Genomic DNA, 9,937 nt, shown 5'->3' with positions numbered 1-9,937 from the left:
GAAATGAAAGACACCGAGGACAAACTCCGGTACTTCCTCAAGCAGGTCACCGCGGATCTTCACGAGACCCGGAAGCGCCTGAAGGAGACCGAAGCCGCGGGCAGCGAACCGATCGCCATCGTCGGGATGGCCTGCCGCTATCCCGGCGGCATCGCCTCGCCCGAGGATCTGTGGCGGATGGTCGAAACCGGCGGCGACGGGATCAGCGGATTCCCGGTCGACCGCGGCTGGGACCTCGAAGCGCTGTACGACCCGGACCCGGACAAGCAGGGGACGAGTTACGTTTCGCAGGGCGGTTTCCTCCACGACGTCGCCGAGTTCGACCCGGCGTTCTTCGGGATCTCGCCGCGTGAGGCACTGGCGATGGATCCGCAGCAGCGGCTCCTGCTGGAGACGTCGTGGGAGGCCATCGAGCGGGCGGGTATCGATCCGGGTTCGCTCAAGGGCAGCCGGACCGGCGTGTTCGCCGGGCTGATGTACCACGACTACGTCTCCGGGCTGACCGAGATCCCCGACGAGGTCGGCGGCTACCTCGGCACCGGGAACTCCGGCAGCATCGCCTCCGGGCGGGTGTCGTACACCTTCGGGTTCGAGGGGCCGGCGCTCACCGTGGACACCGCGTGCTCGTCGTCGCTGGTGACCCTGCACCTCGCCGCACAGGCGTTGCGGCGGGGCGAGTGCGACCTCGCGCTGTCCGGCGGCGTGACGGTGATGTTCACCCCCGGGACGTTCGTGGAGTTCAGCCGTCAGCGCGGAATGGCGCCGGACGGCCGCTGCAAACCGTTCGCCGAAGAGGCGGACGGCACCGGCTGGTCCGAAGGTGTCGGGATGCTGCTGGTGGAACGGCTTTCCGACGCGCGGCGCAACGGCCATCCGGTACTGGCGGTCCTGCGCGGGTCGGCGGTGAACCAGGACGGCGCGTCGAACGGCCTGACCGCCCCGAACGGCCCGTCCCAGCAGCGGGTGATCCGCGAGGCGCTCGCCGACGCCCGGCTGACGACGGCGGACGTCGACGTCGTCGAGGCGCACGGGACCGGCACCACCCTGGGCGACCCGATCGAAGCGCAGGCGTTGCTCGCGACCTACGGCAAGGGCAGGCCGTCGGACCGGCCGCTGTGGCTCGGGTCGATCAAGTCGAACCTCGGGCACACGCAGGCCGCGGCGGGGGTCGCCGGGATCATCAAGATGGTGCAGGCACTGCGAAGCGGGACCCTGCCGCGCAGCCTGCACGCGGAGACCCCGTCGTCGCATGTGGACTGGAGCGCGGGCGCGGTCTCGTTGCTGGACGAAGCACGGCCGTGGCCGGAACTCGACCGTCCTCGCCGGGCCGCGGTGTCGTCGTTCGGCATCAGCGGTACCAACGCGCACGTCGTCCTCGAAGCGGCCCCGGCCGCCGAGGTCGAGCCTCGGCCGCCGGTGGTGACCGGTGCGACGCCGTGGCTTCTGTCGGCGCGGACGCCGGAAGCCTTGCGGGCGCGAGCTGCTCAGCTTCGGTCCTTTGTGGATCTTCCGGGCGCGGCCGCCACCCTGGCCGCGCGGCCGCTGTTCGCGCACCGGGCGGCCATCGTCGGTGATCCGCGCGCCGCGCTCGACGCGCTCGCCGCCGGAGAGCCGTCGAGCCTGCTGATCGAGGGCACGGCGCAGTCGGGTAAGGCTGTTTTCGTGTTTCCGGGTCAGGGTTCGCAGTGGGTGGGGATGGCGGAGGAGCTTGTGGTGGCTGCTCCGGTGTTCGCTGAGTCGATGGCTGAGTGTGAGACGGCTTTGTCGTCCTTTGTGGACTGGAAGTTGTCCGATGTGCTGTCCGATGCGGCTGCGTTGGAGCGGGTCGATGTGGTGCAGCCTGTGTTGTTTGCGGTGATGGTGTCGTTGGCGCGGTTGTGGCGGGCGTGTGGAGTCGAACCCGCAGCCGTGGTGGGGCATTCGCAGGGTGAGATCGCTGCGGCGTGTGTGGCGGGTGCGTTGTCGTTGGATGATGCTGCGCGAGTGGTTTGCCTGCGGAGTAAGGCCATTTTGGCGTTGTCGGGTCGTGGTGGCATGGTGTCGGTGGCCGCTTCGGAGGATCGTGTTCGGGAGTTGCTGCCTGAGGGTGTGTCGGTGGCGGCGGTGAACGGTCCCGCGGCGGTGGTGGTGTCCGGCGACGTTGCAGGCTTGGACGCGTTGGTCAAGCGGTGTGAGCTGCTGGACGTGCGCGCGAAGCGGATTCCGGTGGACTATGCGTCGCATTCGGCGCATGTGGATGCGATCGAGCAGGATGTGGTGTCTGCGTTGGCGGGTATTTCGCCGCAGTCGCCGGTGATCCCGTTCTATTCGACGGTGACCGATGAGCCTCTGGAATTGGATGCGGCGTACTGGTTCCGGAATCTGCGGGGGACGGTGCAGTTCGCGGCGACGGTGGATCGGTTGCTGGAGGATGGTTTCCGGTTCTTCGTGGAAACAAGCCCGCATCCGGTGCTGGTCCCCGGGATCAGTGAAGACGCTGTGGCGTTGGGGAGTTTGCGTCGGGGTGAGGGTGGCGCGGAGCGGTTCGTCGCGTCGCTGGCCGAAGCCCATGTGCACGGTCTGAGCCCGGCGTGGTCTTCGATCCTGCCCACGGCGGACTGGGTCGATCTGCCGACGTATCCGTTCCAGCGCAAGCGGTTCTGGCTGGAAGCCGGGACCGTCGCCGGGGACGCGTCGGCGTTCGGGCAGACAGTGGTGGACCATCCGCTGCTCGGCGCCGTCGTCGCGGTCCCCGGGACCGGCGGGCTGCTGTACACCGGCCGGATCTCGCTGGAAACGCATCCCTGGCTCGCCGATCACGCCGTGTCCGGGACCGTGCTCGTGCCCGGTACCGCGTTCGTGGAGCTCACGCTGGCCGCCGGCAGCCAGGTGGGCTGCACGATGCTCGACGAATTGACCCTCGAAGCCCCGCTCGTGCTCGAAGAAGGCACCGACGTCCGGCTCTCGGTCGAACTCGGCGACGCGGACGTCGACGGCCGTCGCGAGGTCGGCGTGTACTCCCGCCGCGGCGACGAACCCTGGACCCGGCACGCCAACGGCGTCCTGCTGCCCGAAACGGACGGCGTGCCCACCCCGCTCGCGGAATGGCCGCCTGCCGGGGCGGAACGCGTCGGCGTCGAGGCGCTGTACGACGAACTCGCGGACGCGGGCCTCGAATACGGCCCCGCGTTCCAAGGACTTCGCGCCGCTTGGCGTCGCGAGAACGAGGTCTTCGCCGAAATCGACCTTCCCGAAGCCCAGACCGGCGACGCTCCGGCCTTCGGTCTGCATCCCGCGTTGCTGGACGGCGCGCTCCACGGGATCGCGCTGGGGGTGCTTCCCGACGACGCCGAGGGGCTTCGGCTCCCGTTCGCGTTCTCCGGGGTACGGCTGTGGTCACGGGGTGCGACGGCGTTGCGGGTGCGGCTGCGGCCGGCTGCGGACGGGGTCGCGCTGACCGTCGCCGACGCCGAAGGCCTGCCGGTCGCCGACGTGGACGGTCTGCTGCTGCGGCCGGTGTCGGTGTCCGGGCTCGGTGGGTATCGCGAGTCCCTGTTCGGCCTGGACTGGGTGCCCGCGGGCGCGACCGAGCCGCACGACGCGACGGTGTGGCACTGCGAATCCGGGGATCTCCGCACCGTGCTGGGGGCGGCGCTCGAACGCGTCCGGACGTGGCTCGACGAACCGGGGGACGGCCCGCTCGTGGTGGCCACCCAAGGCGGGATCGCGACCGAACGCCCGGATCCGGTGGCGGCCGCGGTGTGGGGGCTCGTGCGCTCGGCGCAGTCGGAGCACCCCGGGCGGTTCGTGCTCGTGGACGGAGACGTCCCGGCCGCGCTGCCCGCCGGGGAGGCGCAGGTCGTGGTTCGCGACGGGGTCAGCTTCGTCCCGAGGCTCGTCCGCGTCCCCGAGCCCGGCCCGGCGCGGCTGTGGAGCGACGGCGACGTCGTGCTGATCACCGGTGGCACCGGCCTCCTCGGCGCGGCCGTCGCGAAACATCTGGTGGTGACACACGGCGTCCGTTCGCTGGTGCTGCTGAGCCGTTCCGGTGCTTCCGCGCCCGGCGCGGCGGCGTTGGCGGACGAACTCACCGGGCTGGGTGCCGAGGTCCGGATCCTGGCGTGCGACGCGGCCGACCGGGAGGCGCTGCGCCAGGTGCTGGCCGCGCATCCGGTGACCGGTGTCGTGCACGCCGCCGGTGTCCTCGACGACGGGCTGATCACCGCGCAGACCCCCGAACGGCTCGACCGGGTGCTCGCGCCGAAGGTGGACGCCGCGGTGAACCTGCACGAACTCTTGCCCGACGCCGCACCGTTCGTGATGTTCTCATCGGCGGCCGGGGTCTTCGGCAATCCGGGGCAGTCCGGTTACGCCGCGGCCAACGCGTTCGTGGACGCGCTGGTGGAACGCCGCCGGGCAGAAGGCGCCGCAGCGACGTCACTGGCGTGGGGCCTGTGGGCGACCACCAGTGCGATGACCGATTCCGCCGACGTCGAGCGGATGGCGCGGGCCGGGCTCGGCGGACTGTCCACTGAGGAGGGTCTGGAGCTGTTCGACGCCGCGCTCGCCACCGGGCGGCCGCTGACCGTCCCGATGCGGCTCGACCTCGCCGCGCTCCGCGCCGAGGAGGTCCCGCCGTTGCTGAGCGGACTCGTCCGCGCTCGTGCCCGGCGCGCGCCCGACGGCGGCGGCGCGTTCCGTGCCCGGCTCGCCGGACTCGACGCGGACGGCCGTGACGCGGAGATCCTGGAACTGGTGCGCGGTCAGGTCGCGGCCGTCCTCGGCCACGACGGTGCCGGCGCCATCGACGCCGACGTCGCCTTCCTCGAACTCGGCTTCGACTCGCTCACCGCCGTCGACCTGCGCAACCGGCTCGCGGCCTCGACCGGCCTGCGGCTCCCGCCGTCGCTGGTCTTCGACCACCCGACACCGCTCGCCGTCGCGGAACGGATCTCCGGTGACTTCTCGGCCGCCGACCGGCGGCCCGAAACACCGCCCGCGGCCACGAGCTTCTTCGGCGCGATGTTCGCCCGCGCGGTCGAACTCGGCGAGGTCGCTCAGTTCGTGGCGCTGGCCGCGCAGGCGTCGCGCTACCGGCCGTCATTCACCGTCGAAACCGCGCGGGAACAGAACCTGCAACCGGTCCGGCTCGCGAAAGGCCCGTCCGGCCCCGAACTCGTCTGCGTCCCCTCCCTCCTGGTCGGCTCGGGGGCGCACGAATACGCGCGGTTCGCGGCGTCGTTCCGGGACGTGCAGGACGTTTCCGTCGTTCCGGTGCCCGGCTTCGGGCACGGGCAGCCGCTGCCGGACTCGATCGAGGCGGTTCTCCACGCACAGGCGGACGCCATCCTCCGCGAAGGCGGCGACCCGGTGGTCCTGGTGGCCCACTCGTCGGGCGGCCCACTCGCGCACGCGCTGGCGAGGCATCTGGAGGAAGCGGGCGCCGCGCCCCGCGCGCTCGTGCTGATCGACGTCTACCCGCAGGACGAACACGCGCTGGACGGCATCCGCGACCGGCTCGCCGACGGCCTCGGGGACGACACGCGGCTCACCGCGATGGGTGCTTACCTGCGGCTGTTCGCCGACCACGTGCCCGCGGCGACCGGTGTGCCGACCTTGCTGGTGCGGGCGTCGGAGCCGCTCGAGGCGTGGCGCGACCGGGCCGGGTGGCAGTCCGACTGGGCTTTGCCGCATGACACGGTGGACGTCGAGGGAGATCACTTCACGATGCTGGAGCGGCATGCGGGGACGACCGCCGAGGCCGTTCGGGAGTGGCTGGGGCGGCTGCCGTAGCGACTGCGCGTGAAGGCCCCCTTCCCTCGGCTCAGCCGAAGAAAGAGGGCCTTCACGCGCTGGGGGAGCGGAAACCTTAGGCGCGGCTCCGCGGCTTCAAAGCCATCGCCGGCGTCACCGTCCGCACCTCGAAGTTCGCCACCGTGCTGTCCACCCGGTGGAAGAGATTGTCCGGACCGGAGAAGCACAACGACGTCACGCCCTGCTCCCGCAAGGTCGCGACCATCGACGGCCAGTCGATCGGCCGGTCGAAGGTGTCGAGCAACATCCGGCGCACCCCCGCCGCCGAGTCCAGGAGCGCACCGTCCTGGTCCGCGACCACCGGCAGTTCGGGGTCGCGGAGGGTGAAGCCGGACAGCACCTCCTCTTCGGCACGCCGACGCAAATCGCCGAAGAAGGTGGAGTGCACGGGCGGGCGCATGGTGTGCATCGAGTAGCCGCCGATCGCCCGGACTCGAGCCTTCACCCGTTCCAAGTCCTTCTCCCGCACCGAAAGCAGGTAGAAGCCCTTGTCGATGACGCCCGAAACGTCGTGGAACTCGTCCTTCAGTTCGGCCAGGACCTCGGCGAAACCCTCTTCCGGAGTCCGGACGAAACAGTGGGTCACGACGTCCGAGTAGTCGCTTTCGAAGTAGGACACCTCGCATCGCGAAAGCTCCGCGGTGAGCCGGACGGTCTCCTCGAACGACAGCACACCGGTGTACGAGGTCAACGCCTTCTGGCCGAAACTGGGACCGGCGCAGATCTCGGGTTTCACCCCGAGGGCGTCTTCGGCCCACTCCGCCAGGGAAAGACACGTCAGCATGAAGACGACCTGCGCGGCCTCGTCGTACACATCACCGTCTTCGCGGGCCGGGCCGAGCAGGCGACGGCCGAGGACGTCCTCGGCCGTCGCGAGCCGTTCCCGAGCCTTCCGGTTGATCATCAGGAACCGGCTCACGTCCCCGGATTTCGTCGGGGCCATTCCCGGGAAGATCAGGGCGGTGCGTTCGTCGGTCACGTCGCTCAGCCGGCCTTCGGTGAACTGGCCGATTCGGCGAGCGCCAGCTCCGTCATCCGCTTCTTGTCGGGTTTTCCGTTGCGGTTCAGCGGAAAACGGTCGACGACCCGGATGCGGTCCGGTCGCTCGAACTCCGGCAGCACCTCGGCGATACGCGTACGCCAGTGCCTGCCGTCGTGGCCGAGCGGGTCTTCGACGAAGAACGCCAGCTGACAGCCGCGCCGTTCGTCCGGCAGCGCGATGATCTTGACCGGGACCAGTGCTTCGGTGACCTTGTGCTCGATGATCTCCGGGTAGAGCGTGTGTCCCTTGCGGTGCACGGCGAACTTGCGGCCCACCACGAACAGATTGTCGTTCTCGTCCAGGTAACCGAAGTCGCCGGTGTGCCGCCAGCCCTGCTCCGCCGGCTCCAGCGAGCCGTCCGCGGCGAGGTAGCCCGCCATCATGTCGGGGCAGTGCATCACGATCTCGCCGGTCTGCCCGGCGGGCAGCGAGTTGCCTTCGTCGTCGAGGATCCGCAGTTCGTGCCCGGGGAGCGCGCGGCCGCAGCCGACCGGGTTCTCCGGCGTCGCGAACGCGAGGTTGCCCAGTTCCGTGCTGCCGTAGCTGTCCAGCAACGGGAGGCCGAACCACGCGACGTAGTCTTCGCTGAGTGTCGAGCCCAGGGGAGCGGCACCGCTGCAGAACATCCGCACGCCCGCGAGGTCGAGGCCGTAGCGGGGATTGCGCTTCACGATGTTGAGGATGCTCTGGTACGTCGACGGCGTGCCGTCGGTGACGGTCACCCCGCACTGGCCCGCCATCCGCAGCGCGCGGTCGATCCGCCGGTACGGCGCCACCACGAGCGAGCAGCGCACCAGCCACGCGATCAGCACCATCGACAGGCCGTACTGGTGGGAGAAGGGCAGCATCGGCATCAGCACGTCACCCGAGTGGTGGCCGACCTGGTCGGCGTTGCGCTGGAGGTTCTTGAGGAACCGCCCGCCGTTCTTGACCACGCCCTTGGGCACTCCGGTCGATCCGGAGGAGTACATGATCAGCCCGTCCGGCAGCTCGCACCACGGCTCCACCCGCAGCTCCGGATCGCGGGTGGTCTGGGACGCCCCGGCGACGAGCAATTCGTAGAGCAGGGTGTGCGGGCCGTCGGTGACCAACGGCGCGTCCTCGTCGACCAGGCTGATCTTGACCCCGGCCTGGTTGCAGACCCGCTGGGTTTCGGCGGCGTTCTCCTGCTGGTCGACGAGCACGATGCTCGCGCCGACATGCATCAGGGCCAGCAGGGTCGTCACGTAGGCGGCCGAGTTCCCGGCCTTCAGCATCACCCTGGTCGCGGGTGTCACGCCACGCTCCCGGAGGGACTCCGCCACCCCCAGCGCGCTGTGTTCGAGTTCGTCGAACGTCTGCAAGGAATCGAGGGCGAAGAGTCTCGCGGACATGGGATTCCCCTTTCTCTCACTCGGCGATCTTGGTGCGGCCAGACCACCGGAAGACGGCGACGACCTCATGACCGTCCTTTTGGAATTCCCCGTCATGGGAAAAGTGCTCGTAGCCTCCGTCGACGCAGATCTTCAAGTCCTGGTCCAGGTTCTCGACCTTCTGGTAGGACTCCAAATCCGCCGAACGCGCGCGGGATCCGGTGGGATCGATTCTGATGTGCACCACGGAAGGGCTCCTTTCACTGGGTGACGCGGAGGTCGGAAGGGCGCAAGGCGTCCGAGATGGCCCCGATCACGGCCGGGGCGTGGGTGTTCAGATAGAAATGCCCGCCGGGATACGTGGTCAGGGTGAACCGCCCGGACGTGTGGGTGGCCCAGTCGCGGACTTCGTCGACGGTCGCCTTCGGGTCGTTTTCGCCGACGTGGGCGTGGATCGGGGTCCGCAGTAGGGGGCCCGGCGTGTATCGGTAGGTCTCCGCGGCGGTGTAGTCCGTACGGATCGAGGGCAGCACCATTTCGAGGATCGCCTCGTCCTCGAAGATCTGGGCGTCGGTGCCGCCGAGTTCCTTCACGGCCGCGATGAGTCCCGCGTCGTCGCGCCGGTGGACCGTCTCGTCGCGAGCGCGGCTGGGCGCCACGCGGCCGGAGACGAACAACGCGTGGGGCCGCACGTCACCGGCTTCGAGGCGGCGGGCGACCTCGAAGCCGAGTGACGCGCCCATGCTGTGACCGAAAAGGACGGTCGGCCGGTCCAGCCACGGCAGGAGCGCCTCGGTGACACCGTCGGCCAGTTCGGCGATGGTGGCGAGCCCCGGTTCGTGACGCCGGTCCTGACGTCCGGGGTACTGGATCGCGAGTACGTCGGCGGCGGGGCTCAACGCCCTTGAGACCGGGAAGAAATAGCTCGCGGAACCTCCCGCGTGCGGGAAACAGACCAGACGGAAGGGCGCGTCGTCCGCGGGATGGAACCTGCGTACCCAGAGTCCTTCGTCGTTGCCTGCCACCCGGCCACCTCCTGCGTCGGCGACGGGCGGATCGCCCGTCCCACCGAGCGTGCGGGCGGCCGGTCCGGCCGGACAACCCCTACCGACCCGGCGTGGCCCCTATCGCGCCTCCTGAACGACCAGGGCGATCAGCGGGCGATGGAGACGGCGAAGGGGGTGAAACCGTTGCGGCGCAGGACATGGGGGACGACGAGGACCATGGCTTCGGTCGCGCGGGCGGTGGTGATGTCGCCGAGGTCCTCGATCCAGCCGGGATCCCAGCCCAGGTCGCCGAGGAGTCCCGCGACGGTTTTCTTGGCCTGTTCGTCGTTTCCGGACAGATAGGCGGTGGGCGGGATCCTCAGCGCGCCGGGGTCGGTCATGACCGTGAACAGCATGGTGTTGAGGGTCTTGACGACCTGGGTGGCGGGCAGGGCGGCCTGGAGCTGCTCGGCGAGACTGCCACCGGGGTAGCACAGATCGCCGGGCAGACCGTCGGCCGCGTCGTGGGTGGCGTTGGAGACGTCGACGAGGATCTTGCCCGCGAGTTCGGCTCGCAGGGCGGTGAGCCGCTCCAGTGTGGTGTCGCCGGGGGTCGCGTTGATGACGATGTCCGCGCCACCGGCGACGGTGGCGTGATCGCCGTTCCCGCGGCGGCCGAGAGTGACCTGGTGGCCCGATGCGGCCAGCGCGCGGGCGAGATTGGTGCCGACACGGCCGGCGCCCAGGATGCCGATGGTGGTCAT

At 69.9% G+C, this 9,937-nt stretch carries 6 protein-coding genes; 1 reads left to right on the top strand and 5 read right to left on the bottom strand.

All coding sequences use genetic code 11. The annotated features are described in order from the left end of the window. Positions 1-3 precede the first annotated feature (3 nt). Positions 4-5,772, top strand: a complete 5,769-nt coding sequence (locus DMC64_RS22270) for a type I polyketide synthase (RefSeq protein ID WP_125735099.1) — start codon at positions 4-6, stop codon at positions 5,770-5,772. Between the two features lie 76 nt (positions 5,773-5,848). Here the strand turns inward: DMC64_RS22270 and DMC64_RS22265 are convergent, their stop codons facing one another. The 5 genes from DMC64_RS22265 to DMC64_RS22245 form a co-directional block, all read right to left on the bottom strand. Continuing rightward, on the bottom strand, positions 5,849-6,772 hold the full coding sequence (locus DMC64_RS22265; protein WP_125735098.1) for an ACP S-malonyltransferase: 924 nt from the start codon (positions 6,770-6,772) through the stop codon (positions 5,849-5,851). Positions 6,773-6,777: 5 nt separating this feature from the next. Further along, entirely contained in the window at positions 6,778-8,208 is a 1,431-nt protein-coding gene (locus tag DMC64_RS22260; RefSeq protein WP_125735097.1) for a class I adenylate-forming enzyme family protein, read from the bottom strand. A gap of 16 nt (positions 8,209-8,224) precedes the next feature. After that, entirely contained in the window at positions 8,225-8,434 is a 210-nt protein-coding gene (locus tag DMC64_RS22255) for a DUF5988 family protein (RefSeq protein WP_125735096.1), read from the bottom strand. Between the two features lie 13 nt (positions 8,435-8,447). Continuing rightward, positions 8,448-9,212 carry a thioesterase II family protein gene (locus tag DMC64_RS22250; RefSeq protein ID WP_125735095.1) on the bottom strand — a complete coding sequence of 255 codons (765 nt, stop codon included), beginning with the start codon at positions 9,210-9,212 and terminating at the stop codon, positions 8,448-8,450. A 128-nt stretch (positions 9,213-9,340) separates the two neighbouring features. Continuing rightward, positions 9,341-9,937, bottom strand: a complete 597-nt coding sequence (locus DMC64_RS22245; RefSeq protein ID WP_125735094.1) for an NADPH-dependent F420 reductase — start codon at positions 9,935-9,937, stop codon at positions 9,341-9,343.

Source organism: Amycolatopsis sp. WAC 04197 (assembly GCF_003947475.1).
Lineage (GTDB): Bacteria > Actinomycetota > Actinomycetes > Mycobacteriales > Pseudonocardiaceae > Amycolatopsis > Amycolatopsis japonica.
The sequence above is the reverse complement of the archived record's forward strand: the minus strand, read 5'-3'. Positions and strand labels throughout refer to the sequence as shown.

Coding starts and splice junctions, on each gene's coding strand:
- DMC64_RS22270 (WP_125735099.1), top strand. CDS start 4: ATGAAAGACACCGAGGACAAACTCCGGTACTTCCTCAAGCAGGTCACC.
- DMC64_RS22260 (WP_125735097.1), bottom strand. CDS start 8,208: ATGTCCGCGAGACTCTTCGCCCTCGATTCCTTGCAGACGTTCGACGAA.
- DMC64_RS22245 (WP_125735094.1), bottom strand. CDS start 9,937: ATGACCACCATCGGCATCCTGGGCGCCGGCCGTGTCGGCACCAATCTC.